This window comes from Streptomyces sp. NPDC092045 (assembly GCF_044756005.1).
Lineage (GTDB): Bacteria > Actinomycetota > Actinomycetes > Streptomycetales > Streptomycetaceae > Streptomyces.
Map to the genome: position 1 here is coordinate 143,764 of NZ_JBIVSC010000008.1, position 26,119 is coordinate 169,882.

The following is a 26,119-nucleotide window of genomic DNA, read 5'->3' on the forward strand; positions in this document are numbered from 1 at the left end:
CGCCGCCGTGCGCGCGGTCGCTCCGCGCCGCCGTGCCCGGCGGTCACTGCGGGAGGTCGCTGCGGCCGGTCGCTGCGGGCGGTCAGCCCACGCGGGTCAGCTTCTTGTCGAAGCCCGGCTCCGCCAGGTCGTCCTGGAGGGCCACCGGGGAGCTGACCTTGCCCGTGCCCGTGCCGATCGACACCTGGCCGACGACGTCGCCCGCCTTGCCGCTGTGCGGGAGGGCCTTGCCGCCGTCGGTGAGCTCCAGCCTCACCTCCAGGCCCGGCCAGCCGACCGCCTTGAGCTCCTTGGTGGCGACGACCGGCGTCCTGCCGCCGAGACCGTCGTCGACGTAGCCGAGGACCTGGCCCCTGCGGACCACGGGGGCCGAGGTCACGTCCTTCTGCGCCCGCTTGATCAGCTCGTAGCTGTAGTCGATGGAGAGCTGGAGCTTGTCGCCCAGGTACTTGGCGTTCTTGGCCCCCATCACGATGCCGAGGATCCGGCGGTTCTGGCCGTCGACGACGGTGTTCGCCGACCAGAGCAGGTTGCCGCCGGCCGGGGTGGAGGAACCGGTCTTGATGCCGCCCACACCCGGCTTCAGCAGGATGTTGTTGTTGTTCTCGATCCGCCCGGGGATGCCCTCGACGGTCACGTTCGGCATGTTCACGATCTCGCGGAACACGTCGTACTGCATGACCGCCTTCGCCAGCTTGAGCTGGTCCTGCGGGGTCGAGACCGTGCTGTCGAGCAGGCCGGACGGGTCCGTGTACGTGGACCCGTCCATGCCCAGGTCCTTGGCGGCGGCGTTCATCTTCTCGACGAACGCGGCCTCGGAACCGGCGTCCCAGCGGGCGAGCAGCCGGGCCACGTTGTTGGCGGAGGGGATCATCAGGAGCTGGAGCAGCTCCTTCTGCGAGTAGGTCTGGCCCTCCTCGACCGCCGCGGTCGACTCGTGCTCCGCCTTGCCCTGGTCGGCGGCCTTCTTGTCGATCTTGATCTCGGGACCGGTCTGCTTCCCCTTGAGCGGGTGGTCGCGGAGGATCACGTACGCCGTCATCGTCTTGGTGACGGAGGCGATCGGGGCCGGCTTCTGCGGCCCGTACGTGCCCATGGAGCCGACGCCCTCGACCTCGACGGCGCCCTGCCCCTCGCCGGGCCACGGCATCTTCAGCGCGCCGCCCTCGAAGACGAAGGTGGGCGCGGCGGAGAGCTTCAGGGCGGGCGCGGGCAGCGGGCGGACCATCTGCGCGATCGCGAAGACGATCAGGAGGAGCAGGACCAGCGGGGTCCAGATCCGGACCCGGCGCAGGGTCGTCCGCAGCGGGCTCGGCGGCGGGGGCGGGGTGTTGGTCAGCTCGGCGAGCAGGTCGAGCGGGGGGAGCGGCGGCAGCGGCTGCTGCCGGGTCCGCTCCGGCTCGGCGAGCGCGGGGGCGGCGGTCCCGGCGGCTTCGGCGGGTCCGGTGGTCCCGGCGGTCTCGGCCTCGGGCGCCTTCCGCTCGGCCGGGATGTCGGGCCGCAGCGGCAGGAAGGTGCTGGTGCGCTCGCTGTCCGGATCCACGCGGGCACCCGCGCCCGCCGGACCGGCCGGAAGCTTCAGGGCGGTCGTCGGCTGGTCCACCGGCGGCCGGATCATCTTGAACATGGCCGTCGGCTGGTCGACGGGCTTCTGGTCCTCGGAGGGGTCGTCGACGTCGGTGCCCTCGGCGTCCTCGGCGTCCTCGGCGCTCTTGGCGCTCTTGGCGTCTTCGGTGCCCTCGGCGCTCTTGGCGTCTTCGGTGCCCTTGGCGCCTTCGACGGCCTCGACGGCCTCGACGGCGGCGGTGGCCTCGGTGCCTTCGGCGGCCGAGGGGGCCTTGGAGCCCGTGGGCTCCTTCGGGCCCTTCGCGTCCTCGGCGGGCTCCGGGGCCTCCTCCGGCTCGGGCTTCGCACCGGCGGACGGCTTCCGGGCGGCGAACCAGGAGTCGACGGTCGCCTTGCCCTCGGACTCCGAGGACTCCTCGGACTCCTCGACGGCCTCGGGGGCCTTCGCGGCGGCGTCCTCGACGGCCTCGTCGTCCTCGACGGACGCGTCGGCCTTCACGGGCTCGGCAGGCTCGGCGGCCTCCTCGCCCGCCCCGTCGGACTCGTCCGCGTCCGCGACACCGCCCACGGGCTCGCCGTCCGCCTCGGGCTCGTCCGCGGCTCCGGCCGTCGTGGCGGCCTCCGGGGCCTCCTCGGCCTCGGCAGGCTCCTCCGCGGCCTTCCCGGGCTCCTCCGCCTCCGTGGCGACCCACGCCGCCACGGCCGCCTTGAGGCGCTCGCTCTCCGGCTCCGGCTCGGACGCCGGCTTCGCGTCCGGCTCCGACTCGGCGGCCCCCTTCGGCTCGCCGTCGCCCTCCGGCTCGCCGTGGCCCTTCGGGTCGTCCTCCCCCGACGTACGCGGGACGAGGTTCTTGAAGACGGCGGTCGGTTGGTCGACCCGCGCCGGCGCGTCCGAAGGCTCCGACGGGGCCGGGGCCGGGGTCGGGGTCGAAGCGGGCGAGGGCTCTGACTCCCGGAGCACGGAAAGCCGCGGATCCCGGCCGCCGCCGCCCGGAGCCGCCGCCGTATCCGACGACCCCTGCTGCTCCGCCTTGTCGGGGGACTCGCCCGCCACCGTGCCTCCTCCATGCGTCATGCGTACGTCCGAACCGTGTACCAGTGTCCTGTGTGAACCCCTTGGCCCCCGTGCTAGACGAGAACGACATACCTACCGGTTCCCGGATGAACCACCCGGGTGCTCTCGACAGATGAATGTGAGAGGGGTCACCCTGTCATTCATCCACGCGGGGAGGCATGGATGGGCAGGAGCCGCAGAACCATTCCGGAGGAGCTTCTGCTGCTCGCTCTGGACCCGACCACGGGTACCACAGCGCAGCCGCAGTCGCTCGACCTCGGCCTGGCCGGAGCACAGCTAGTGGAGCTGGCACTGGCAGGCCGGATAGCCCCTGACGGGGATCGTATCGCCGTGGTGATGCCACGGCCGACCGGAGATCCGACACTGGACTCCGCACTGGAACTGCTGCGCAGGCGCGGCAGCCCGGTACGGGCCGTCCACTGGATAGGCGGGCCCCGACTGGGGCTCCGTCAGACGTATCTCTCGCATCTGGAGCGATGCGGCATGGTGCATGCCGTGGAGGGCCAGATGTGCGGGGTGTTGCCGACGACTCGCTACCAGGCGACGGAGACGGCGATCAGTCGGGAGATCCGTGCCCGGCTGGACAGTGCGATCCGCACCGGCGTACCGCCGGACCCGCGGACCGCGGCGCTTGCCGCGCTGGCCCATGCGGTCGGTCTCGGGAAGCACCTCTACCCCGGCAACGAAGGACGGTCGTCGCGGTCCCGGCTGCGCGACCTGATCCGGCACGACCCGATGGGCGGACTCGTGGCGCACGCCGTGATGGACGTCCAGAACGGCGCGGGGGCGCAACCGCGCCGAAGCGCCCAGGGCGTCCCGGCACAGCCACGCGGCGGAATGGCCCGCGCGGCGGCGCACTGAGCACACCCACCGGGCAAACGAACCATCCCGGGAGCCGCACAGGCGTGCGGGGCGGTCAGGACGGCCGCCCCGCACGCGCGCGTGTCGAATCGGGTCCGGTCGTGATGTTCACGGGCGCACACGTTGTTGTCATTTCCCAGCGCACACCGCGTCTTTGGTGGCAGTCTGCCAAGCGTTAGACACTCACAGCTACGCAGCAGACAGCCGGAGGTGCAGTTTCCGTGGCGTCCAACGTCAACCCCACCGTCAGGCGACGCCGATTGGGCCAGGAGCTGCGCAAGCTCCGGGAGGCGAAGAACATGACGGCCGAGCAGGTCGCCGAGCGCCTCCTCGTCTCCCAGTCCAAGATCAGCCGGCTGGAGAACGGCCGTCGCTCCATCAGCCAGCGTGACGTCCGCGACCTGTGCGGCGTGTACGAGGTCGAGGACGAGCGCATGGTCGAATCCCTCATGCAGATGGCCAAGGACTCGCGCCAGCAGGGCTGGTGGCACGCCTTCGGCGACATCCCGTACAGCGTCTACATCGGCCTGGAGACGGACGCGGCGTCGCTGCGCGTCTACGAGTCGCTCATCGTTCCCGGTCTGCTGCAGACGCAGGAGTACGCGCAGGCGGTGATCGAGGGCATGTGGCCGGAGGCCACGCCCAGCGAGATCGACAAGCGCATCCAGATCCGGCTGAAGCGGCAGGACCGCCTCTCCGATCCGGTCAACCCGCTGCGGTTCTGGGCCGTCATCGACGAGGCCCTGCTGCGCCGCGTCGTCGGCGACGCGAAGATCATGGCCGATCAGCTGCGGCTCCTCTCCGAGCTGAGCGAGAAGCCGCACGTGACGATCCAGGTGCTGCCGTACGACGTCGGTGCCCACCCCGGGATGTACGGGAAGTTCGCCATCCTGGAGTTCCAGGAGGCCATGGACGCCAGCGTCGTCTATCTGGAGGGCGTCACCAGCGACCTCTACCTGGAGAAGGCGATCGACGTCCAGAGCTACGCGGTGATGTACGAGCACCTCAGGGCGAAGGCGCTGAGTGCCGAGCAGTCGCGGGAGTTCATTCTGCGCGTGGCCGGGGAACTGCAGGCGAAGTAGCCCAGACCGAAGAGCGGGCAAGGTACATCACCCCACCCCCACGCAAAAGACCTCAATGGAATATGCCACCCGAATGAGTGAACGCGTCCCGTCGCTCCTGATGTTGCGGCGTAGCGTCGGCGCTGAGCCGCTGCCACAGCGGCTGGAGCGCAGATCACTCACCCCACTGGCACAACCATCGGAGTCACGATGCTGTTTCGGCACGACGCGCTGGCGGAATGGACCAAGTCCTCGTACTCGGCCGTCAATGGCGACTGCGTAGAGGTCAAGGTGCAGGAGCACCTCCTGGTCCGCGTCCGGGACTCGAAGGACGTCGCCCGTACGAACCTCGGCTTCTCCAGCGGGGCTTGGACGGAGTTCGTCCTCGACGTCACCGAGCGCGACCGCCCCGGCGTCTGACATCCGGGCGGTCGCCCTCTGTCGGACGCACGCGTCACACCCCCCGCACCCACGGCAAAGCCCTCTCGACCGGATCGCCGTCCTGGCCGAGGGGGCTGGTTGCCGTCCGGGGCCCCTACACGAGGAGGCCCCGCGTCCTGACCGTCACCGGGTCGTCCGGGCCCAGGACCCGCTCGCACAGGGGAAGGTTCAGCCGCGCCAGGGCATCGGCCTCGGCCGTCTCGCCCGCCGCCGCGAGGGACTCGGCCAGACCGGTGCGGTTCGTGAGGAGGTACGGGTGCTCCCGGCCGAGCGCCCGCTCCTGGCCCTCGACGACCCGGCGGCCGAGCGCGATGGACTCCTCGATCCGGCCGAGGTCACCGAGGATCCAGCTCAGCAGCACGGTCGCGGAGAGCGTGAGCGCGTGCTCGGGCCCGTGCACGAGTTCGCGGCCCCGGAGGGCGCTCCGCGCCTCTGCTTCCGCCCGGTCCGGCCGGCCGAAGACACGAAGGCCGTACGCGTAGTTGTGGCGGGCGGTCACGGTGCTGAGGGAGTCGGGGCCGAGGTGCTCCTCACAGGCGGCGACGACCTCCGGGCCCACCCGGTCGAACTCCTCGACCTCCCCGGCGGTCGCGAGGTACTCGATGAGGAGCGCCCGCGTGTGGAGCGTGTCCCGGTGGTGCTCGCCGACGACGCGCGAGCGGATCTCGATCGTCTCGCGCAGGGTGGCCAGGCTCCCGTCGACCCGCTGCAACTGGCAGAGCGGCTCGTGGATGTCCTGCAGGCTCTCCAGGGTCTCCGCGTGCTCCCGCCCGAGCACCCGTGTCCGGGCGTCGAGCACCCGGCGGTGCAGCGCCTCCGACTCCTCGAAGCGGCCCAGCCGGAAGAGCGACAGGGCCGCGCGGTGCTCCGCCCGGAGCGTCGCGGGGTCGTCGGGCCCCAGCCACCGCCCGGCCGCCTCCGCGGTGGTCCGCGCCAGGGACAGGGCTGCCGGGAAGTCGCCGCCGACGAAGAGACACGTGGCGAGGCACGTACCGAGTTCCACCGCGCGGGAAGCGCTGCCGGCGTCGTTCAGCCGTCCGAGCAGGTGCGTCGCGTGGGACACCAGGTGGCCCACGGGCGGCACGTCCCGGCCCCGGTCGCCGCTCTCCGGGACGGCGTGCCCCAGGAGCTCGGCGGCAGCCGTGACGATCGGCGCCCGCTGCTCCTCGGGCACGGCGGCGGCGACGCTGTCCAGGACCACGCCGTGCGTCTTGACGCACCGGACCGGCGTACCGCCGATGTCGAGGCTCACCAGCGAGACGAGCGAGTGGTCCAGCAGGCCCCGGAGGGCGGTCTCGACGCGCGCCCCGGTCAGCGGCGGGTCGAGGGCGTCGAGCCCCGCGGCGTCCACGGCGGCGGGACGGATCAGGGACAGGGGCACCGGGTCGGCGCTCCAGCACGACAACAGCCTCAGGAGGGAAAGGCATTCGGGTGCCCCGTCGTTCGCGAGGGCGGTCAGCGATATCTCCCACGTCCGGCCGACCAGCTGCCGGGCGTTCCGCTCGGAGTCGCCCGGACTGGCCCCCTGGTCGATCAACTCGGTCGGGTTGTCGTCCAGGTGGCGTCGGTAGTCGCTCATGGACCAGCTCTCCAGGAGTTGTCGGGAAAGGAAGGATCCGGCCAGCGTGAGGGCGAGGGGGAGGCAGTCGAGTCTGCGCGCCACCGTCTCCGCGTCCTCCACCGAACCGGCTTCGGGAGCGAGGTCGCGCAGCACCAGCGCGGCGTCCTCGACCGGCAGCACCCCCAGGGGGTGGAGACGCGCCCCCTGCCAGACCCGGGCGGCGGCCTGCCGTGTGGTGACGATGACCGTGCCCCGCGGACTCTGCCGCAGCCAACCGCCTTCCCCGAGCACCGCCGGGTCATCCGCGTTGTCGAGCACGAGGAGCCACGGTTCCGCGGAGGAGTCGAGGTAGTGCCAGGCGAGGTCGGCCGAAGCACGCTGCCCCTTGTAGGCCGAGGCCAGCTCGCCGTCCTCCGCTCCGCGGTCCGCGGCGACGGCGAGCATGCTCGCCCGGAGGGTGGAGCGCTCGGTGGCGTTGACCCACAGGCCTATGCGGCGGCCCCCGCGCGTCACCTCGTTGAAGACGGCCTGGGCCAACGACGTCTTGCCGCAGCCTCCGAGCCCGTGGACGACGTGTACGCCCCCGGTCTCCTCCCCGGCCGCCGTCAAGAGGCTCCGCATCAGCTCCCGGCGGTCCCTCAGGACCACCGGGGCCCGCCCCACGAGCGGGGTGCGCACCGAATCCGGTACGGGCGCCGCCGGTCCGAAGGCGCTTCCGGACGCCCGGACGACGGTGTGCCCCGAGGACGGGCCGAAGAGGGACGCGGCCTCGGCCGAGGGGTAGTGGTGGTGGTGCTCCGTGACGTGCTGGTCGCCCCGCGCCTGGTAGACGCGGCCGTGGCCGGACGCCCTGCCCAGCACGCCCGGCTCGGCACTCCGCTCGAACCCGTTCACCGCTCGGTGATGTGCTGGTCCCGGCCGGCCTGGTAGACGCGGCCGTGGCCGGACGCCTCGGCCCGCATCCGCACCGTCCCGGCGGGGACGGCCCGGTCCTCGGGCTCCAGCTCGTCGAGGATCCGGCGCAGGTCCACGGCGACCTCGGGCTGTTCCCGCAGGAGGCGCCGGAGCCGGCCCGCCCACTCCTCGCGCAGTTCCTGTTCCGTCAGGTCGTCCCCGCTCTCCCTGGCCACCAGAAGATCGTCCCTGGTCGCCTCGAGCTCCCCCTCCACGCCGTCGGCCCGCGACGGGCTGGCCCGGCGCCACAGCGCCACGACTCCGTCACGCGTCCGCTCCCAGGCGTCCGTGGCCATGACCGTGACCACCGCGGCGCCCGCGGCCCGCGCGAGTTCCACCAGCTGTGCTTCCATCGACGTCCCCCCTGCCCGGCCCCGTGGGGCCCCGGTCGCTTCGACCGGACATCCACCATAGGTGCGTCACCGAGCGCTGTCAGGTGAACCCCTGACCGCCGCCCCGCCCCCGGCCGGAAGGCCCCTCACCCCCTCGGATACCGCGCCAGCCACCCCGGCGCGGACTCCGCCGGAGTGTGCAGGGCGGTGCCCTGGGTCATCTCCATCGAGAAGTCGTCCGCCAGTTCCAGGAGCGTGCCCCGGCCCTCCAGGTCGGCCAGCCAGGCCGGGGGGAGGGCCGTTTCGCCGTGCAGGGCGCCGAGCAGGGCGCCGGTGAGCGCGCCGGTCGCCGGGGAGGGGCCGTCGTGGTTCACGGCGAGGCGCAGGCCGTGCCGTACGTCCTCGCCGACCAGGGCGCAGTAGACGGCCGCCGCCAACTGCCCCTCGGCCCGGTCCTCCTCCGCCCCGAGGGCGGCCACCCGCTCCGCGTCCGGGGCGCCTTCCCGTACGGCTCCGAGGGCGCGGTCGAGGGCCTCGGTGACCGGCTCGTGGCCGGGGCGCACCGCGAGCTGCTCCAGGGCCCCGGCCACCGCCGTCTCCACGGAGCCGCCGCGGGCCAGGCCGTGGACGGTGACCGCGAAGGCGCCCGCCGCGAGGAGGGCGGCCGGGGCGCCGTGCGTCTGGGCCGCGCACTCGACGGCGAGCTGGCAGACGAGCTGCGGCTCCCAGCCGACGAGCAGTCCGAAGGGGGCCGAGCGGACGAGGGCGCCGGAGTCGCCGGCCTCCGGGTTCTTGGGCTTGTCGAGGGTGCCGAGGTGCTCGTCGCCGAGGCCGGTGAGGCAGGCGCGGGCCGGGTCGCGGCGGGCGTAGAGCCACTCCTCGCGGGCGAGCCAGCCGTTGTCCTTGCGGCGCTCGTCGGGGCCCCAGTCGCGCTGGGTGGCGGCCCAGCGCAGATGGGCCCGGTGGACGTCGGTGGGCGGGTGCCAGGCGCCGGTGTCGCGGCGCACCTGGGCGCGGATCAGGCCGTCGACGGTGAACAGGGTCATCTGGGTCGCGGCGGTGACGGCGCCCCGGCGGCCGAACGCGGGGACGGGGTCGGTGAGTCCGTCAGGTCCGTGGGCCTCGCGCAGCTCCGCGAGGGAGGACCCGCCGGCGCCCGCCCCCAGCGCGTCGCCGAGCGCCCCGCCGAGCAGACAGCCCCGCACCCGCGCCCGGAAGTCCTGCTGCTCGGCACGGCCCCACACGGCTGCGGCTGTCGTGGCCACGACGTGCCCTCCCCCGGTCGGCGGTTCGCTGTCGGTTCCCTCGCCGCACTGTAATGGACCGGATACGCACCACCGGGGGACCGGAACGTTATGTGTTCCGACGTCCTTCGGGCCTGTTTTGACCACACTCGGTCCGGCTCCGGTCCCGGTCCGGTGGTGGCCTCACTCCGCCGGGAGCACCGGGAGGAGTTCCGGCAGGTGCCCGTCGGAGGCCTCGGCCGTGCGCCGCCGCTCCTCCGGGACCTCCCCGTAGAGGGTCGTGCGGGGCCTGGCCGGGCGGCCCGCCGCCTCCGCGATGGCCTCCAGGTCCCCGATCGAGCGGTACGAGCCGTAGCTCGACCCGGCCATCCGGGAGATGGTCTCCTCCATCAGGGTGCCGCCCAGGTCGTTGGCGCCCGAGCGGAGCATCTCGGCGGCGCCCTCCGCGCCCAGCTTCACCCAGCTCGTCTGGATGTTGGGGATGTGCGGGTGGAGGAGGAGCCGGGCCATGGCGGTGACCGCGCGGTTGTCGCGGACGGTCGGGCCGGGGCGGGCGATGCCGGCGAGGTAGACGGGCGCGTTGGTGTGGATGAAGGGGAGCGTCACGAACTCCGTGAAGCCGCCGGTCTCCTGCTGGATGCGGGCCAGGGTCCGGAAGTGGCCGAGCCAGTGCCGGGGCTGGTCCACGTGCCCGTACATCATCGTGGAGGAGGAGCGCAGACCCAGCTCGTGGGCGGTGGTGATCACCTCGATCCAGGTGGCGGCGGGCAGCTTGCCCTTGGTGAGGATCCAGCGGACCTCGTCGTCGAGGATCTCGGCGGCCGTGCCGGGGATCGAGTCGAGCCCGGCCTCCTTCGCGGCCGTCAGCCACTCGCGGATCGAGAGGCCGGTGCGGGAGGCGCCGTTGACGACCTCCATCGGGGAGAAGGCGTGCACGTGCATGCCGGGCACGCGCTCCTTCACCGCGCGCGCGATGTCGAAGTAGGCGGTGCCGGGCAGGTCGGGGTGGATGCCGCCCTGCATGCAGACCTCCACCGCGCCGACCTGCCAGGCCTGTTCGGCGCGGTCGGCGACCTGGTCGAGGGAGAGGGTGTACGCGTCGGCGTCGGTGCGGCGCTGGGCGAAGGCGCAGAAGCGGCAACCGGTGTAGCAGACGTTGGTGAAGTTGATGTTCCGGGTGACGACGTACGTGACGTCGTCGCCGGACACGTCACGACGCAGGTCGTCGGCGATCCGGGTCAGGGCGTCCAGGGCGGGGCCGTCCGCGTGCAGGAGGGCCAGGGCCTGCGGGTCGGTGAGCCGCGTCGGGTCGTCGGCGGCGACGGCCAGCGCCTCCCGCACGTCGGTGTCGATGCGCTGCGGCACCATCCCGGGGACGGCGGCCTCGCGCAGCGCCTCCCAGTCCCCGTACACCTCGTCGAAGTCGTCGCGCCGGTCGCCCGTGCGCCCCTCGGTGTCGATGGTGCGGTGCAGATCGGTGCGGCCGGTGGCGGCGAAGGCCTCGTCGGGCTCCTGCCAGGGCAGGCCGCGCACGGGCGCGTCGGGGTTCGCGAGCCCGGTCTCGGGGTCGGCGAGGGCGCGGACGTGCGGGAGGAGCCGGGGGTCGAGCCAGGGTTCTCCCCGGGTGACGAACTCGGGGTAGACGCAGAGGCGTTCGCGCAGCTCGAAGCCGGCGGCGGCGGACCGCTCGGCCAGCTCCTCGATCCTCGGCCAGGGCCGCTCGGGGTTGACGTGGTCGATGGTGAGCGGCGAGACCCCGCCCCAGTCGTCGATGCCGGCCGCGATGAGCCGCTCGTACGCGGAGTCGACCAGGTTCGGCGGGGCCTGGAGGCAGGCGGAGGGGCCCATGATCAGGCGGGCGACGGCGACGGTGGCGACCAGGTCGTCGAGCTCGGCGTCCGGCGTCCCGCGCATCGCCGTGTCCGGCTTGGCGCGGAAGTTCTGGATGATCAGCTCCTGGACCGAGTGGTACGCGCGGGCGACGCGGCGCAGCGCGAACAGCGACTCGGCCCGCTCCTCCAGGGTCTCCCCGATGCCGAGGAGCAGCCCCGAGGTGAAGGGCACGGAGGAGCGGCCGGCGTCCTCCAGGACCCTGAGCCGCACGGCCGGTTCCTTGTCGGGGGACCCGTAGTGGGGGCCGCCGGGTTCGGACCAGAGCCGGGTCGCGGTCGTCTCCAGCATCATCCCCATGGAGGGCGCGACGGGCTTGAGGCGCTGGAAGTCGGTCCAGGACAGCACCCCGGGGTTGAGGTGCGGGAGCAGCCCTGTCTCCTCCAGGATCCGGATCGCCATGGCCCGGACGTACGCGATCGTGTCGTCGTAGCCGTGCGCGTCGAGCCACTCGCGCGCCTCCGGCCAGCGGACCTCGGGCTTGTCCCCGAGCGTGATCAGGGCTTCCTTGCAGCCGAGTTCGGCGCCGCGCCGGGCGACGTCGAGGACCTCGTCGGGCGACATGAACATCCCGTGCCCGGCCCGGCGCAGCTTGCCGGGGACGGTGACGAAGGTGCAGTAGTGGCACTTGTCGCGGCACAGCCGGGTGAGCGGGACGAACACGCTCTTGGAGTACGTGATGACGCCCGGCCGCCCGGCCGCCTCCAGACCGGCGTCCCGCACGCGTCCGGCGGACGCCACCAGGTCCGCCAGGTCGTCCCCGCGCGCCCGCAGCAGCACGGCGGCCTCGGAGACGTCGAGCGCGACTCCGTCCCTGGCCCGCCTGAGGGCCCGTCGCATGGCGTTCTCGGTGGGGCGTGCTGCCTGGTGATCGGTCATGGACCGAGCATACGAGCGGGTACGGGGAGCCGGGTTCGGGTCCCCGCGCCCGGCTCCCCGTACCCGGTCGCCGTGGCCGGTTCCCGGTACTCGGGTTCCCGCGTCGGGTTCACCGTGGCCGGTTCTCCGTACCCGGGTCCTCACACCCGGCCGCCGTGGCCGGTTCTCCGTACCCGGGTGCCCGCGTCGGGTTCACCGTGGCCGGTTCTCCGTACTCGGGTGCCCGCGCCCGGCCCGCCGTGGCCGGTTCCCGGTGTCCGGCACTCCGCGCCCGCCTCTCCGCGCCGGTGCGCCCCGAGCCCGCCCCCGTACCCGTCGTGCCGCCTTCTCGGCCGCTCAGGCGCTCACAGGTACCGCGCGTACCCGTCGAGCACCCCCAGCACCTCGCCCTCCTCCCCCGGCGGGAGCTGGAGGACGACCTCCTCGCAGCCGAGGTCCGCGTAGTACGCGAGCTTGTCCGGGTTCGGCAGGACCGCGTACGGGACGACCCGGAGGGCCTTCGGGTCGCGGCCCGCCTCCTCCCACGCCGTCCGCAGGACCGGGAGGGCGTCCGCGAGGCCCCGGCCGCCGATCGGCAGCCAGCCGTCGGCCTGCGCGGCGATCTGCGCGAAGAGCCTCGGGCCCGCCGCCCCGCCGAGGAGGATCCGGGGCGCGCCGCCGGCCGGCTTGGGCCAGGCCTCGGAGGCGCGCACGGACTCCCCCGACCCACCGGCGTACGCGGTGGGTTCGGAGGACCACAGGGCCTTCATCAGGTCGATCCGGTCGCGGCCGAGCCTCCGCCGGGACGCCCAGTCGACGCCGTGGTCGGCGGCCTCCTCCCGGTTCCAGCCGAAGCCGACGCCGAGGGTGAAGCGGCCGCCGGAGAGGTGGTCGAGGGTGGCGATCTGCTTGGCGAGCGAGATGGGGTCGTGCTGGGCGATCAGGGTGATGCCGGTGCCGAGCCCGAGGCGTTCGGTGACGGCGGCGGCCTGTCCGAGGGCGACGAAGGGGTCCAGGGTCCTGCCGTACTCCCGGGGCAGCTCGCCGCCGGCCGGGTAGGGCGTGGTCCGCTCGACGGGGATGTGGGTGTGCTCGGGCAGGTAGAGCCCGGCGAACCCGCGCTCCTCCAGCTCGCGCGCCAGGCGCACCGGGGTGATGGTCTCGTCGGTCAGGAAGATCGTGGTCGAGATCCGCATACCGGCACGGTAGGGGGTGGGGCGGGGTTTTCCGAGACCCCGGACGGCCCCGCGCCCCTCGCGTGGGGCCCTTCCCGCGGGGCCCCGCCCGGGAGCCGTCCGAAAACACGACTGCGCCCCTCCCGCCCCCGCCCCTACCGTGGCCCGGTGCTGAAGCGAATCGAGGCGTACTACGACGCCGTCCCCCGGTCCTCCGCCCGCGCCGAGGAGTTCGGCCCGCTGACCCTCTTCGTACGGGAGGGGGAGGGCTGGCCCTTCTACGCGCGGCCCGCGCTCGGGCACGAGGGGGAGGTGCCGGTCGCGGCCGTGGAGCGGGTGCGGGCCCGGCAGCGGGAGCTGGGGGTGCCCGAGGCCTTCGAGTGGGTCGCGGAGACGGCGCCGGGGCTGCGGGCGGCCGTGGAGGCGAGCGGGCTCACCGTGCGCGAGCACCCGCTGATGGTCCTGGAGGGCGGTCCCCTCGCCGTACCGGAGCCCGGGGGCGTCACCGTACGGGTGCTGGACGCGGACGACCCCGGTCTGGAGAGCGCCGTCGCCGCCCCGTACGCCGCCTTCGGCTTCCCGCCCGAGCCCGGGACCGCCGGGCGGACCGCCGACCGGATCGCGGCCGGCCTGACCCGGCTCGCGGCGGCCTTCGACGACGGTGCGGACGGCGGTGCGGCGGGGGCCGTCGCCCTCTCCGCCGGGCAGCACCAGCCGGTGGGGGACGTCTCCGAGGTCGTCGGCGTCGGCACGGTCCCGGCGGCCCGGCGCCGCGGGCTCGGCCTCGCGGTCACGGCCGCCCTGGTCGCGGACGCCCGGGCCCGGGGCGCGGAGCTGGTGTTCCTGTCGGCCTCGGACGCGGACGTGGCCCGGCTCTACGGCCGGCTCGGCTTCCGCACGGTGGCGACGGCGCTCATCGCGGAGGCGGAGGCATAGGGGTACGGAGGCATAGGCATAGGCATAGGCATAGGCATAGGCATAGGCAAGGAGTACGGGGGCGGAGGCATAGGGGTGCGGGGGCGGAGGCATAGGGGTGCGGGGGCGGAGCCGTTTCGGGGATCGGGGAGAACTTTCGGGGAAAGTCCCCCCGCCGTGTCACATCCCCGGCCCCCGTTCCGTCGTTGCGGTGAGAGCACACGCCGAACGAGACGCCGAGGAGCGATCACCATGGCGCACACCCCCGAGGCCCGCATGACCAACCCCGCCTACGTCCTGCCCGACGCCGGCCCCGCGATCCAGGGCCTCGTGAAGGCCACCCGCCAGGGCGGGGTCGCCGAGGAGATCCTGGAGCTCGTGCACCTGCGGGCCAGCCAGATCAACGGCTGCGGCTTCTGCGTGGACTACGGCGTGAAGAACGCCCGGAAGGCGGGCGTGAGCGACGAGAAGCTGTTCGCGGTCTCCGCGTGGCGCGAGAGCCCGCACTTCTCCGACGAGGAGCGGGCGGCCCTCGCGCTCGCCGAGCACGCGACCCGCATCGCCGACAGCACGGACGCCGTGCCGGACCCGGTCTGGGACGCGGCGGCCGACCACTTCGACGAGAAGCAGCTCGCCTCGATCGTGATGATGATCGGCCTGACGAACCTCTTCAACCGGCTCAACGTCACCGTCCGGCAGCCGGCCGGCGTGGCGGTCTGACCGTACGGGCCCCGCGCACCAGGGCGGGGCAGGCCGTAGCCGGACCCGGCCCCCTCGGTGACGGGAGGTCGTGACAGGACCTGGCCCCCTCGGTGCCGGGCGGCCGCCGAGCGATTGAGCGGTTGAGCGGTTGAGCGGTACGGAACGGACGAAGGCGGCGGGACCCCCCACGGGCCCGCCGCCTTCGCGTCTCCGCGACTCGGGAGTCCCCGCTCAGTCGGCCACCACCAGGGACGGGGTCTCCTTGGTCAGGACCTCGCCGCGGAAGAAGGCGGGGCTGCGGCGCCGCATCACCAGCATGATCACCACGCCGAGGAGCAGCAGGCCGACGCCGATCACGAAGACCGAGCCCATGCCGAGGACGGCGGAGCCGGAGCCGTACGCCGGGTCCCACATGTCGTACAGGGTCTTGCCGAAGACGGCGGTGAGCATGAGGCCGCCGAGCAGCGGCATCAGGCCCTTGAAGGCGAAGTCGCGGAAGGAGCGGAACAGCTCCTTGCGGAAGTAGCGCACGCAGGCGAAGGCCGTGAGCGCGTAGTAGAAGCAGATCATCAGGCCGAGGGCGTAGATGGTGTCGACCAGGACGTGCTCGCTGACCAGGGTCATCACCGTGTAGAAGGCACCGGTGGCGACGCCCGCGACGACCGTGGCCCGGCCGGGGGTCTTGAAGACCGGGTGGACCTCGGTGAAGGACTTCGGCAGCGCCTCGTAGGTGGCCATCGCGAGGACCGTGCGGGCGACCGGGATGAAGGTGGTCTGGAGGCTCGCGGCGGCGGAGGCCAGGACCGCGACGAAGAGCAGGACGCCGAGGACGGGGCCCATGACGGGGCCGGCGAGGGCGGCGAAGACGTTGTCGGAGGTCTCCGGGTTGGCGAGGCCGAGGCCCTGGTCGCCGGAGCCGACGGTCATCTGGGCGGCGATGCCGGTGGCCAGGTAGGAGCCGACCAGGACGACCATCGCGATGAGGGCGGCGCGGCCGGGGGTCTTCTCGCTGCCGGTGGTCTCCTCGTTGGTCGCCATGCAGGCGTCCCAGCCCCAGTACATGAAGATCGAGAGCGAGAGTCCGGCCGTGAAGGCGGCGAAGGACTGCACCGCGAAGGGGTTCATCCAGGACCAGGAGAAGTCGACCGAGGTCTCGAAGGAGCCGGCCTTGCTCAGGGCCATGCCGACGAAGACGGCGAGGACGACGAGCTGGAGGCCGACCAGGGTGTACTGGACGCCCTTGGTGGCGGTCATGCCGCGGTAGCTGATCGCGGTGGCGGCGGCGATGAGCGCGAGGCAGGTGACGATGTGGACGGCCTTGTTGCCGTCCAGGGCGGCGACGGAACCGCTGCCGGTGATCTCGCCCGCGAGGAGCCAGAAGTAGGAGGTCGCGACGCCGGCCAGGTTGGAGAGCACGATGATCGTCGCGATGACGAGGCCCCAGCCGCACATCCAGCCGATCTTGGGCCCGAAGGCCTTCACGGTCCAGGTGAAGGAGGTGCCGCAGTCCGGCATGGCCTTGTTGAGCTCCCGGTACGCGAAGGCGACGAGGAGCATCGGGAGGAAGCCCGCGAGGAAGACGGCGGGCATCTGGAGCCCGACCTCGCCGGCGGTGGAGCCGAGCGTGGAGGTCAGACAGTAGACGGGGGCGACGGTGGAGACGCCGATGACGGCGCTGCCGAGGAGGCCGACGGAGTTCCCGCCGAGCCCTTTGGTGCGCACGCCGTGGGTGTCGCCCGGGGCGTCGACGCCCCTTACCGTGTCTCCGGCCAGCGGCCGCGCTTCCACCTGAGTCATGAACAGGACGTTAAATGCTGCGGTTTCCACATCCGGAGGTTCGGAATCCGTGCGGGTGATCGATCGCCGCCTTGCATTGCGGGGGTCGAGGCGGACACTCGCCAATGATTGAAAGATCGACCAACCGGACCACCCGACCAACCGGTAGGTCCGTCGAGCGGCGTCCGATATGCGGGAACCGCAGCCGAGCCCGGAATGTCCGTTTCAGAATTTTCCCGAGGAATTTTTCGAACGGTCACCGGGGGCTTCGGCGGGCGGGAACGGGGCGCTACGGGGCCGGACGCCGAGCCGTGGAGCAGGGTGCGGAACGGGATCCGGAGCACGTCGGCCCTCCGACGGGCCCCGGCGGCCCCGCGGGAACCCGGCGGAACACCACCCGGCACCCCGTGGGGGCGCCCCGTGCAACGGTCCGGCAACGGCTCCGCTCCGGCCGACCCGATGCTGACGGACTCCCTCCGGACAAGGCAGACTGTCCTGGGCCAAACCAGCGGTACGGCAGGGGGAGCTATGGACCGTGAGGACGGGCCGCGAGTCCCGGCGCAGCGGGCTGCGGAAACGGGCGGGAACGCCCCGGCGGCCCCGGACGCCCCGGCGACTTCGGCGGTTTCGGTGACTTCGGCGGGCCCGGAGGCTCCGGTGGAGCCGGTGGCTCCGGACACCTCGGCGGCTCCGGCGGGCGCGACCAGGACGGACACCGGAGCGGGCGCGGCCAGGACGGACACCGGTACCGGAGCGGGCGCGGCCAGGACGGACGCCGGAGCGGGCGCGGGTGCGCTGCGCTTCGGGGTGCTCGGGCCCGTGCGGGCCTGGCGGGGCGACGAGCCCGTGCCCACCGGATCGCCGCAGCAGCGCGCCCTCCTCGCCGCCCTCCTCCTGCGCGGCGGCCGCACCGCCACCGCCGCCGAGCTGATCGACGCCCTCTGGGGCGAGGAACCGCCCTCCCAGGCCCTCGCCGCCGTCCGCACCTACGCCTCCCGGCTCCGCAAGGCCCTCGGACCCGAGGTCCTGGTCAGCGAGTCCGGCGGCTACGCCCTGCGCGCCTCAGCCGCCGCGCTCGACCTCACCGGCGCGCAGGAGCTGGCCGCCGAGGCCGAGAAGCTGCGGGCGGGCGGCGACCGCGCGGCCGCCCGGGCGCGGCTCGCCGGGGCCCTCGACCTGTGGGACGGCGAGGTCCTGGCCTCCGTGCCCGGCCCGTACGCCGAGGCCCAGCGCACCCGCCTGGAGGAGTGGCGGCTCACCCTCCTGGAGACCCGGCTCGACATCGACCTGGAGGTCGGCGCGCACGCCGAGGCCGTCTCCGAGCTGACCGCGCTCACCGCCGCGCACCCGCTGCGCGAGCGGCTGCGCGAACTGCTCATGCTGGCGCTCTACCGCGGCGGACGGCAGGCCGAGGCGCTCGCCGTGTACGCCGACACGCGCCGCCTCCTCGCCGACGAGCTGGGCGTCGACCCGAACCCCGAGCTCTCCCGGCTCCAGCAGCGCATCCTCCGGGCCGACGCCGAGCTCGCCCGGCCCGTCGAGGAGCCCGCCCCGGCCGCCGCGCCCGTCGCGCGCCCGGCCCAGCTCCCGGCGACCGTGCCGGACTTCACGGGCCGCGCCTCCTTCGTACGGGAGCTGGGCGCCCGGCTCGCCACCGCCGAGGGGCACGTCATGGCGGTCTCGGCGCTCGCGGGCATCGGCGGCGTCGGCAAGACGACGCTCGCCGTGCACGTGGCGCACGAGGCGCGACCGCACTTCCCGGACGGGCAGCTGTACGTCGACCTCCAGGGCGCGGGCTCCCGGGCCGCCGCGCCCGAGACCGTCCTCGGCTCCTTCCTGCGCGCGCTCGGCACCCCGGACTCGGCCGTCCCCGACTCCCTGGACGAGCGGGCCGCGCTCTACCGCTCGACGCTGGACGGGCGCCGGGTCCTGGTCCTCCTGGACAACGCCCGCGACGCCGCCCAGATCCGCCCGCTGCTGCCCGGCACGGCGGGCTGCGCGGCCCTGGTCACCAGCCGGATCCGGATGGTCGACCTGGCGGGGGCGCACCTGGTCGACCTGGACGTGATGTCCCCGGAGGAGGCGCTCCAGCTCTTCACCCGGATCGTCGGCGAGGAGCGGGTCCGGGCCGAGCGGGAGGCCGCGCTCGACGTCGTCGCGGCCTGCGGCTTCCTGCCCCTGGCCATCCGCATCGCCGCGTCCCGGCTGGCGGCCCGCCGCACCTGGACGGTCTCCGTCCTGGCGGCCAAGCTGGCGGACGAGCGGCGGCGGCTGGACGAGCTCCAGGCGGGCGACCTGGCGGTCAAGGCGACCTTCGAGCTGGGCTACGGACAGCTGGAGCCGGCCCAGGCCCGCGCCTTCCGCCTGCTCGGCCTGGCCGACGGCCCGGACATCTCGCTCGCGGCGGCGGCTGCCGTCCTCGACCTGCCCCTCTGGGACACCGAGGACCTCCTGGAAGCCCTGGTCGACACGTCCCTGCTCGAATCGGCGGCCCCGGGCCGCTACCGGTACCACGACCTGGTCCGGCTCTACGCGCGTGCGTGCGCGGAGCGGGACGAGCAGCCCCCGTCGGAACGGGAGGCGGCGCTCTCCCGCCTCCTCGACTTCTACCTGTCGACCGCCGCCCGCGTGTACGCCATCGAACGCCCCGGCGACCGGCTCGTCGACCACCTGGAGCCCACCGGGTACGACGGCCTGGCCTTCACCGACCGCCACGAGGCCCAGGACTGGCTCTACGCGGAGGCCAACTGCCTGCTGGCGACGGTCCGCCAGTCCGCCGCCTCGCCAGGGACGCTGCGGCGGGGCGTGGACCTGCTGTGGGCCTCCCTCGACCTCGCGGAGTCGGGCGCGAACTCCCGGGAGTACGAGGCGGTGGCGACGGTGCTGCGGGAGGCGGCGGGACGGTCGGGGGACGTCCGGGCGAAGGGCCGCGCCGCGCTGACCCTGGCGTACGTCCAGCACGTGACCGGCCGGTTCGACGAGGCGGACGGCGAGGCCCGCGAGGCGATGGAGCTGGCCTCCTCGACCGGGGACGCCCTCCCGCTGTGCTGGGCCGCGAACGCCCTCGGGATCATGGCGCTCTACCAGGGCCGCACCGAGGACGGGGAGCGGTTCCTGACCCGGGCCACCACGTCGTTCCGCGCCTGCGACGACGAGGCCGGCGAGGCCAGCGCCCTGTGCAACCTCTCCCGCATCCACCTGGCCATGGGGCAGACGGACGTCGCGGTCGAACTCGCCCGGCGGGGCACCGGCATGTACGACACGATGGGGCACGCCCTCAAGGGCGCCAACGGCCGCTACGCGCTGGGGCTCGCGCTGACCGCGAGCGGCCGGCTCGACGAGGCGGCCGCCCGGCTCACCGAGGCGCTCGACGTCTTCCGGGACAGCCGGCAGCGCCTCTGGGAGGGCATGTCGCTCTTCCGGATCGCCGAGGTGGACATCGCGGCCCGCCGGTACGCCCAGGCCGCCTCCCGCTCCGAGCTCGCGCTGGTCGTCCTCCGCGGGGTCGGCGGCGAATGGCGCCGCGGGCAGGTGCTCGTCGTCCTCGGCCGCGCCCTGTCCGGGATAGGGCAGCACGGCCGGGCGCGGGTCTGCTGGCAGGAGGCGCTGGACATCTTCGTGGAACTCGGGTCGCCGGAGGAGTCGGACGTGCGGGCCCTGCTGCTGGAGACCGCCGCCGCGTAGCCGCTGAACTGCCCGTTCATCGTTCGTTTATGAGGGTGCGGCAATGTTCCTCCCACGATCCGTCGCGTCGGGGGGCAGGCGGGTCACCGGTAAGGCCGTCACACCGTCGCACTAGGGTGAACGGCTCCGGGTGGGACCGTCCAGCAGTCCACGGGGGAACTGCCGGACGGTCCCTCCCGCCCCATCCGAAGTAACAACGGGAGATGATCAGCATGGCCGACCTGGACCCCACCGCGCCGAACGCCGCCGGTGAAGAGATCGTCAGCAAGAACATGCACGCGACCGACGCTCCGCTCGCCGACTCGGTGGCCGCCAAGATCGGCATCAACGGCAACATGCACGCCACCACGGAGCCGATCGACGGCACCGCCGGCGCGACCACGAACGGCAACATGCACGCCACGTCGGAGCCGGCCAAGTAGTCCACTCCCGACGGGGAGAGGGCCGCGGCGGCGACTTCGGGGGAGCCGCCGGGGCCCGGGAGGTCCGGTCGACGGGGGAGGCGCACGGGCCCGGGGGGCGTCCGGCGGAACCGGGGGGATCCGTCCGGGCGGGGCCCGTGCGCGACGCGGTCGGACCACCGCACAGGGAGGGGCCGGGCAGCTGCCCGGCCCCTCCGGCGTTCCCGGCCACCGGCGCGCGTCGAACCGTCCGGCGTCCCGCGCCGCCCCCGCGCCGCGTGGCGGGCCCCCGCGTCCCGGCGTAGCGTCGGGAGCGGGAGCCGGACCACTCAGGAGGCCGCTTCGATGATCCGCAACGTCGCCGGCGCCGTCCTGGCTCTCGCCGGAGCGACGGCCGCCGTTCTGAGCCCCTTCCGTGCCTGGTACGACGGCCGTCACGGACGCGACTACGCGATCGACGAGCTGTTCATCGGCATCACCGGCGCGAAGGCCGACCTCTGGTGGTCGCTCCTGCTGCCCTTCGCCTTCGCCGCCCTCGTCACCCTCGTCGGCCTGGTGCTGCGCTCCCGTCTCCTGGTCGTCCTCGCCGGGCTCGTCGTCCTCGGCTTCACCGTCTTCTGGATGGTGCGCGTCGGGCAGTACGAGGGCGCCCTCACGGTGGACGGGGCCGGGACGGGCCTCGGCGACGGGGTCGCGAACGCCCTCGGCGGCGGGGTCCTGCTGCTGCTCGGCGCGCTCGTGATGTCGGGGCGGAAGCGGAGGAGGGACCGGAGGGAGCCGGAGGAGCCGAGGGCGTACCCGCCCCCGTCCGGGCCCGGTCCCGGAGCGACGCCGATGTCCGATCCCTACGGGGCGCCCGCGGGCGATCCCCGGGAGGCCTCCTCCCGCGGCCCGTACGACGCGTACGACCCCTACGGGTCCGAGCCGACCCGGACCTTCGACGTGCCCGGCCGGGAGGAGGAGCCGGGGCGGGACCCGGACCGGGACGGCCCCGGGCCCCGCTGAGGCGCCGGGTCCGTCAGCGGGCCGCCGCCGAGCCCCGGCCCGTCGCCGTGCCCTTCACCGCGTCGAGCGCGTACACGCAGCGGTCCTTGCTGCACGCGTACACGACCCCGCCCTTCGCCACCGGCGAGCCGGTGATCTCGCCGCCGGTCGCGAGCTTCCAGCGCAGCTGCCCGCCGGTCGCGTCCAGGGTGTAGAGGACGTGGTCGGCCGAGCCGAAGTGGATCCGGCCGTCCGCGACCACCGGGGAGCCGACCAGCTCGCCGCCGGCCGCGAACCGCCACCGGGGCGTGCCGGTGACCGCGTCGAGCGTGTAGAGCGCGCTGCCGCTGCCGACGTGCACGTTGCCGTCCGCGACGAGCACCGGCTCGGTGGACTGGCGCTGCTCGGTCGCGATCCGCCAGCGGTCCTGGCCGGTGGTGGCGTCGAGCGCGTACACCGTGCCGAGGTGGTCGGCGAGGTACACCCCGCCGCCGGTGACCGCCGGGCCCGGCGCGAAGGCCGGCGGGGAGAGGAAGACGGCGGGCGCCTCGAAGTGCCAGCGGACGTGCCCGGCCGCGACGTCGATCGACAGGACCCGGGTCCCGGCCGACACGTACACGTGGCCGTCCTCGGCCGGGGCCACCCGTACGGGTACTCCCCCGCAGGACGCGGCGTCCCCGATCGGGTACGACCAGCGCTCCGTCCCGGTCCGCGCGTCGAGGGCCTGGAGCCGGGCGTCCCGCCACACGTACACGGTGTCGCCGTGCACGGCGGGCCCCGCCTCCGGGGTCTCGAAGTCGGTCTGCGCGCCGGTGACCTCCCACAGCTTGGCGCCGTTGGAGGCCTCCCGGCCCTGGACCCCGCCGCCGCGCGTGCCGGTGACGACCGTGCCCCGGTCGACCTTGAGCGAGTACACCCAGGCGTCGGTGTGCAGCCGCCAGCGCTCGCCGCCGTCGCCGGCGTCGAGGGCGTACAGGGTGGGCCCGTCGGAGGCGTGGATGCGGCCCCCGGCGACGGCCATGGACCAGGCCACGTCCCGGGTCTTGAACTGGCGCCGGCCGCTGCCGGTGTCCAGGGCGTGCACCTCGAAGGAGGTGACGTACAGCAGGTCGCCCTCGACGACCGGGGTGCCCCAGACGTCGTTGGACATGCGGAAGCGCCAGGGCCGCCAGTGGCCGGGGTCCGGCGGGGGCGGGTTCGGTCCCGTGCCGCCCTGCGCGGGCACGTTCAGCGGGCGGGAGCCGGGCGGCGGGCCGGGCTCGGCGCCGTGCGGGCCGCCGCCGGGCGGCCGGATCCAGCCGGTCGCGGGGCCCGCGTCGGCGCCCCGGCCGACGGCGAGCGCCGCCCGGGTGTCGGCGACCCGGGGGCCGGGGCCGATGGGCACGGTCCCGCCGGCGAGGCGCACGGGGCCGCCCGCGCTCTCGGCGGGGCCCGCGTGCCGGCCGCCGACGGGGGCGGGCTCGGCCCCGCCGCCGCCCCGGGGGCCGCGCTCCGGACCGTACGGGTCGGGGAACGGGCCCGGCGGGTCCGACGGCGGCGGGGGCGGGGGCACGGGCGGGACGGGCGGCGCGGCCACCGGCCGGTTGCCGCCGCGCCGGCGCTCGATCATGGCGGTGGCGCTCAGCGGCAGCCAGGCCGAGGCCGTGCCGCTGTCGTCGCTGCCGGGGCCGAAGAGGTGCGGGGCGAGCTGCGCCTGGAGGTCGGCCGGGCTGGGCCGCCGGGTGACGTCCATCTGCATGCAGGAGTCGATGAGGGGCCGCAGCTCGTCGGGCAGGCCCTCCAGGTCCGGGCCCTCGCGGAGCAGCATGAAGACGGTCTCGACCGGGTTGGCGCCGTGGTAGGGCGCGTGGCCGGTGGCGGCGAAGACCAGCATCGAGCCCAGCGAGAAGATGTCGCTGGCGCCGGTGACGCTGCGCGAGTCGCGGGCCTGCTCGGGCGACATGTAGGCGGGGGTGCCGACGGCGACGTTGGTCATGGTCAGGCGCGTGTTGGAGACGCCGGACGCGATGCCGAAGTCGATCACCCGGGGGCCGTCCTCCACGACGAGGACGTTGGAGGGCTTGAGGTCGCGGTGGACCAGGCCCGCCCCGTGGATGGACTGGAGGGCCTCGGCGACGCCGGCCGCCAGCCAGCGCACGGCCTGGGCCGGGAGCGGCCCGCACTCGTTCACTATTTCTTCGAGGGAGGGCGCCGGCACGTAGGCGGTGGCCAGCCAGGGCACGGCGGCGCGCGGGTCGGCGTCGACGACGGCGGCCGTGTAGAAGCCCGAGACGGCCCGTGCGGCCTCCACCTCCCGGGTGAAGCGGACCCGGAACAGCTGGTCCTCCGCGAGCTCCGTGCGCACGGTCTTGATCGCCACGCGCCGGCCCGAGGCCGAGCGCGCGAGATAGACCAGGCCCATTCCGCCCGCGCCGAGCCGGCCCAGCACCTCGAAGGGCCCGATGCGTCTCGGGTCGTGCTGCGTCAGCTGCTCCACTTGCCTGCCACCTCCCCGTACGGGCCATGAGGGTACGGCCCCGTGGCCCTGATTCTTCCTGTCCGGCGGCCCGGTGGCGAACCCGGGGGCGGATCGGGGTGTCGCCCGCTGCGGGGGACGGGCGGGTGCGGGGTGTGCCGGGCGGGACGGTTGCGGGCCTATCCGCCCGTACCGGCCGATTGCGGTGCGGGGCTCGGTCCGGGGCCGGCCCCGGGCCCGCCCCCCGGTTCGGCGAGGACCGCGAAGAGGGCGCCCTGGTTGTCGCGGAGGACGGCGACGCGGCCGTGCGGGGTGGCGCGGGCCGGGGTGACGATCCGGCCGCCGAGCCGGACGGTGGTGTCGCAGGCCGCGTCGCAGTCGTCCACGGCGAAGTGGACGAGGACGTGGCCGGGCATCTCGGCGGGGAAGTCGTCGGTGATGACGGCCCGGCCGCCGAAGGCGCTGTCGTCGCCGGGCCGGGAGCCGGGGGGCGACCAGACGCGGTGGTCGGGGCCGGGACCCGCGCCCTCCTCCTCGGGTTCGGCCCGGCGGCCGAGGTAGCCGAAGACGGTGGCGTAGAAGGTGTCGACGGCGTCCGGTCGGCGCGTGTACACCTCCATCCAGCGGAAGGCGCCCGGTTCGTTCACCGCCGCGAAGCCGTCGTCGTCGCCCGCCTGGCGGAGGCCGAAGACGGCGCCGCCGGGGTCGGCGGCGAGCGCCAGGACGCCGAAGGGGCCGACGGGGTACGGGTCCATGACCATCCGGCCGCCGGCGGCCCGGATCCGGGCGGCGAGGGTGCCGGCGTTCTCGGTGGCGAGGTAGACGGTCCAGGTGGTGGGCATGCGGCCGTCCCGCTTGGGGACGAGCCCGGCGACCCGGCGCCCGCGCAGCAGGGCCTCGTCGCGGTCGGGGTCGAAGGTCCAGCCGAAGAGCTCGCCGTAGAAGCGCTTGCCCGCCTCCAGGTCGGGGAGCTGCGCGTCCACCCAGCAGGGGGTGCCCTCAGTACGTACGGCCATGGCTCCACGCTAGGACGGCGCCGGGGGCCGCGCGCGGCCCGGGATGCGAACAAAGGGACGATTCGACGGGGTGCGACCCTTGCGGCGCCCGGGTTGTCCACCGAAGTTGTCCACAGACTGTTCATAACTCTATTCGGGTGCGGGGTCCCCCGATCGGCCCCGTCCCGGGCGCCCCCGGCGCCTGCGCGGGCATCGCCGCCGCCCCTCACTTTGTCTCAATACCGACCTTTCCCCTCTCTCCCCCTTCCGCCGCACACCCGCGTCCACCTCGCAGAACGCGCACGCGCGAGGGTGCACCCCATTTGCAGTCGGCCGAATCGCGCCCTGAGGCCTCGTCGGTAAGCTGACGGCATGACAGGACAAGTACGCACCGTCGACGGCCGCGTGGCCGGTCGACGCGGCCAGGCGACGCGGCAGAAGCTGCTCGACTGCCTCGGTGAGATGCTCAGCTCCTCGCCCTACCGGGACGTCAAGGTCATCGACGTGGCCCGGAAGGCGGGTACTTCACCCGCGACGTTCTATCAGTACTTCCCGGACGTCGAGGGAGCGGTTCTGGAGATCGCGGAGGAAATGGCGAAGGAGGGCGCCGGGTTGGCCGACCTCGCCTCCGGCCGCTCCTGGGTCGGCAAGGCCGGCTGGCAGTCCTCCGAGGAACTCGTCGAGGGCTTCCTGGACTTCTGGCGGAAGCACGACGCGATCCTCCGGGTCGTGGACCTCGGCGCCGCCGAGGGCGACAAGCGGTTCTACAAGATCCGCATGAAGATCCTGAACTCGGTCACCAACTCCCTGACGGACGCGGTGAAGGAGCTCCAGGCCAAGGGCAAGGTCGACAAGGACGTCAGCCCCGCCGCGATGGCCGGCTCCCTGGTGACGATGCTGGCCGCGGTCGCGGGGCACCAGAAGGGCTTCCAGACCTGGGGCGTGAAGCAGGCCGAACTGAAGCCGAACCTGGCCCTGTTGGTGCACCTCGGCATCACCGGCAAGAAGCCGACCAGATAGCCCCGCCCCCCTCCTTCCCCCCGTCCTGTCGCCGACGCCGGCGGCGGACCGCACCCGCGGACCGCCGCCGGCGTCGCCGTCTTCCGGGCCGCACGACGGAACGGACGCGAGGAGGGACCGCCACCGCGGCCCTGTGCCCCCGCGCCCCCGTGACTACCGTGACCCCATG

General features: G+C 74.0%; 18 protein-coding genes. 9 read left to right on the plus strand and 9 right to left on the minus strand.

Features of this window, described 5'->3' with window-relative positions:
- Nucleotides 1-82: 82 nt before the first annotated feature.
- On the minus strand, nucleotides 83-2,641 hold the full coding sequence (locus tag ACIQKA_RS20970) for a D-alanyl-D-alanine carboxypeptidase (RefSeq protein ID WP_402541928.1): 2,559 nt from the start codon (nucleotides 2,639-2,641) through the stop codon (nucleotides 83-85).
- Between the two features lie 162 nt (nucleotides 2,642-2,803).
- Between ACIQKA_RS20970 and ACIQKA_RS20975 the strand changes: the two genes are divergently transcribed.
- The 3 genes from ACIQKA_RS20975 (at nucleotide 2,804) to ACIQKA_RS20985 (ending at nucleotide 4,983) form a co-directional block, all read left to right on the plus strand.
- Nucleotides 2,804-3,502, plus strand: a complete 699-nt coding sequence (locus tag ACIQKA_RS20975) for a GPP34 family phosphoprotein (protein ID WP_383155154.1) — start codon at nucleotides 2,804-2,806, stop codon at nucleotides 3,500-3,502.
- A gap of 221 nt (nucleotides 3,503-3,723) precedes the next feature.
- Entirely contained in the window at nucleotides 3,724-4,584 is an 861-nt protein-coding gene (locus ACIQKA_RS20980; protein ID WP_402541930.1) for a helix-turn-helix domain-containing protein, read from the plus strand.
- Nucleotides 4,585-4,773: 189 nt separating this feature from the next.
- A complete protein-coding gene (locus tag ACIQKA_RS20985) occupies nucleotides 4,774-4,983 on the plus strand; it encodes a DUF397 domain-containing protein (protein WP_383155159.1) in 210 nt (69 codons plus the stop codon).
- A gap of 115 nt (nucleotides 4,984-5,098) precedes the next feature.
- On the opposite strand, the gene ACIQKA_RS20990 is transcribed toward ACIQKA_RS20985, so the two are convergent.
- From ACIQKA_RS20990 to ACIQKA_RS21010, 5 genes are all read right to left on the minus strand, one after another.
- Nucleotides 5,099-7,459 (minus strand): tetratricopeptide repeat protein, encoded by a 2,361-nt coding sequence (locus ACIQKA_RS20990; RefSeq protein WP_383445061.1) that lies wholly within the window; start codon nucleotides 7,457-7,459, stop codon nucleotides 5,099-5,101.
- Nucleotides 7,456-7,872, minus strand: coding sequence for a hypothetical protein (locus tag ACIQKA_RS20995; protein ID WP_383155164.1), 417 nt, complete (start codon nucleotides 7,870-7,872; stop codon nucleotides 7,456-7,458). The genes ACIQKA_RS20990 and ACIQKA_RS20995 overlap by 4 nt, the downstream gene beginning before the upstream one ends.
- Before the next feature lie 125 nt (nucleotides 7,873-7,997).
- Entirely contained in the window at nucleotides 7,998-9,116 is a 1,119-nt protein-coding gene (locus ACIQKA_RS21000) for an ADP-ribosylglycohydrolase family protein (RefSeq protein ID WP_402541933.1), read from the minus strand.
- A 162-nt stretch (nucleotides 9,117-9,278) separates the two neighbouring features.
- Nucleotides 9,279-11,864, minus strand: a complete 2,586-nt coding sequence (locus tag ACIQKA_RS21005) for a bifunctional FO biosynthesis protein CofGH (protein WP_402541935.1) — start codon at nucleotides 11,862-11,864, stop codon at nucleotides 9,279-9,281.
- A 344-nt stretch (nucleotides 11,865-12,208) separates the two neighbouring features.
- Nucleotides 12,209-13,039, minus strand: coding sequence for a TIGR03619 family F420-dependent LLM class oxidoreductase (locus ACIQKA_RS21010; protein WP_391095747.1), 831 nt, complete (start codon nucleotides 13,037-13,039; stop codon nucleotides 12,209-12,211).
- Between the two features lie 147 nt (nucleotides 13,040-13,186).
- Here ACIQKA_RS21010 and ACIQKA_RS21015 point away from each other — a divergent pair, with 147 nt between their 5' ends.
- Entirely contained in the window at nucleotides 13,187-13,954 is a 768-nt protein-coding gene (locus ACIQKA_RS21015) for a GNAT family N-acetyltransferase (protein WP_402541937.1), read from the plus strand.
- A gap of 231 nt (nucleotides 13,955-14,185) precedes the next feature.
- A complete protein-coding gene (locus ACIQKA_RS21020) occupies nucleotides 14,186-14,653 on the plus strand; it encodes a carboxymuconolactone decarboxylase family protein (RefSeq protein WP_383155178.1) in 468 nt (155 codons plus the stop codon).
- A gap of 213 nt (nucleotides 14,654-14,866) precedes the next feature.
- On the opposite strand, the gene ACIQKA_RS21025 is transcribed toward ACIQKA_RS21020, so the two are convergent.
- A complete protein-coding gene (locus ACIQKA_RS21025) occupies nucleotides 14,867-16,432 on the minus strand; it encodes an APC family permease (protein WP_383155180.1) in 1,566 nt (521 codons plus the stop codon).
- 507 nt (nucleotides 16,433-16,939) lie between these two features.
- Between ACIQKA_RS21025 and ACIQKA_RS21030 the strand changes: the two genes are divergently transcribed.
- The 3 genes from ACIQKA_RS21030 to ACIQKA_RS21040 all read left to right on the plus strand — a co-directional run bounded on the left by ACIQKA_RS21030 (nucleotide 16,940) and on the right by ACIQKA_RS21040 (nucleotide 21,501).
- Nucleotides 16,940-20,095 (plus strand): AfsR/SARP family transcriptional regulator, encoded by a 3,156-nt coding sequence (locus ACIQKA_RS21030; RefSeq protein ID WP_402541938.1) that lies wholly within the window; start codon nucleotides 16,940-16,942, stop codon nucleotides 20,093-20,095.
- Nucleotides 20,096-20,298: 203 nt separating this feature from the next.
- The gene (locus tag ACIQKA_RS21035; RefSeq protein ID WP_366377169.1) at nucleotides 20,299-20,517 is read left to right on the plus strand and encodes a hypothetical protein; all 219 of its coding nucleotides are present in this window, start codon (nucleotides 20,299-20,301) and stop codon (nucleotides 20,515-20,517) included.
- A gap of 324 nt (nucleotides 20,518-20,841) precedes the next feature.
- A complete protein-coding gene (locus ACIQKA_RS21040) occupies nucleotides 20,842-21,501 on the plus strand; it encodes a hypothetical protein (protein ID WP_402541939.1) in 660 nt (219 codons plus the stop codon).
- A gap of 13 nt (nucleotides 21,502-21,514) precedes the next feature.
- Here ACIQKA_RS21040 and ACIQKA_RS21045 read toward each other — a convergent pair whose 3' ends face one another.
- The gene (locus tag ACIQKA_RS21045; RefSeq protein WP_383155188.1) at nucleotides 21,515-23,956 is read right to left on the minus strand and encodes a PQQ-binding-like beta-propeller repeat protein; all 2,442 of its coding nucleotides are present in this window, start codon (nucleotides 23,954-23,956) and stop codon (nucleotides 21,515-21,517) included.
- A 158-nt stretch (nucleotides 23,957-24,114) separates the two neighbouring features.
- Nucleotides 24,115-24,951: a VOC family protein gene (locus ACIQKA_RS21050; RefSeq protein ID WP_402541940.1), complete on the minus strand. Its 837-nt coding sequence runs from the start codon at nucleotides 24,949-24,951 to the stop codon at nucleotides 24,115-24,117.
- 351 nt (nucleotides 24,952-25,302) lie between these two features.
- Between ACIQKA_RS21050 and ACIQKA_RS21055 the strand changes: the two genes are divergently transcribed.
- On the plus strand, nucleotides 25,303-25,950 hold the full coding sequence (locus ACIQKA_RS21055) for a TetR family transcriptional regulator (RefSeq protein ID WP_125666131.1): 648 nt from the start codon (nucleotides 25,303-25,305) through the stop codon (nucleotides 25,948-25,950).
- Nucleotides 25,951-26,119 lie beyond the last annotated feature (169 nt).